Source organism: Blastococcus sp. KM273129 (genome assembly GCF_021698995.1).
GTDB lineage: Bacteria > Actinomycetota > Actinomycetes > Mycobacteriales > Geodermatophilaceae > Blastococcus.
Genome location: NZ_SSXB01000192.1, coordinates 1 through 481 on the forward strand (window position 1 = coordinate 1; position 481 = coordinate 481).

The 481-nt window shown below is 50.5% G+C and carries 1 protein-coding gene; it reads left to right on the forward strand.

Annotated elements, in window-relative coordinates:
* Window positions 1–469 (forward strand): organic hydroperoxide resistance protein (locus E9565_RS21985; RefSeq protein WP_255726437.1); only part of this gene is annotated, 469 nt, incomplete at its 5' end.
* Between the last annotated feature and the right edge of the window lie 12 nt (window positions 470–481).

The following is a 481-nucleotide window of genomic DNA, read 5'->3' on the forward strand; positions in this document are numbered from 1 at the left end:
GTACAATATATCAAACAAAAATGAACGGGAGCGATTTATAATGATGACCATCCAGCAAAAAATGTATGAAACTACTGTAAAAGCAGTCGGCGGAAGAAACGGATATATCGAATCAGAAAGTCCAAAGCTGAACCTGACCATCAGCACCCCCCGCGAAATGGGCGGAGCCGGCGGCGAAGGCACCAACCCTGAGCAGCTGTTTGCAGCCGGTTATTCTGCCTGCTTTGACAGTGCGCTGAATATGGTTGCACGGCTCGGCAAAGTAAAAATCGAAGGAAGCGAAGTTACCGCTACCGTAAGCTTCGGTAAAGTTGAAGACGGCGGCTTCGGAATCGGCGTTAAGCTGGATGTGCTGGTAAAGGGCGTTGACCGCGAAACAGCCGAGAAGCTGGTAGAAGCTGCACATGGCGCCTGCCCTTACTCCCGCGCTACCCGCGGCAACATTGCAGTCGAGATAAATGTACTTTAATCTTCATTCCTG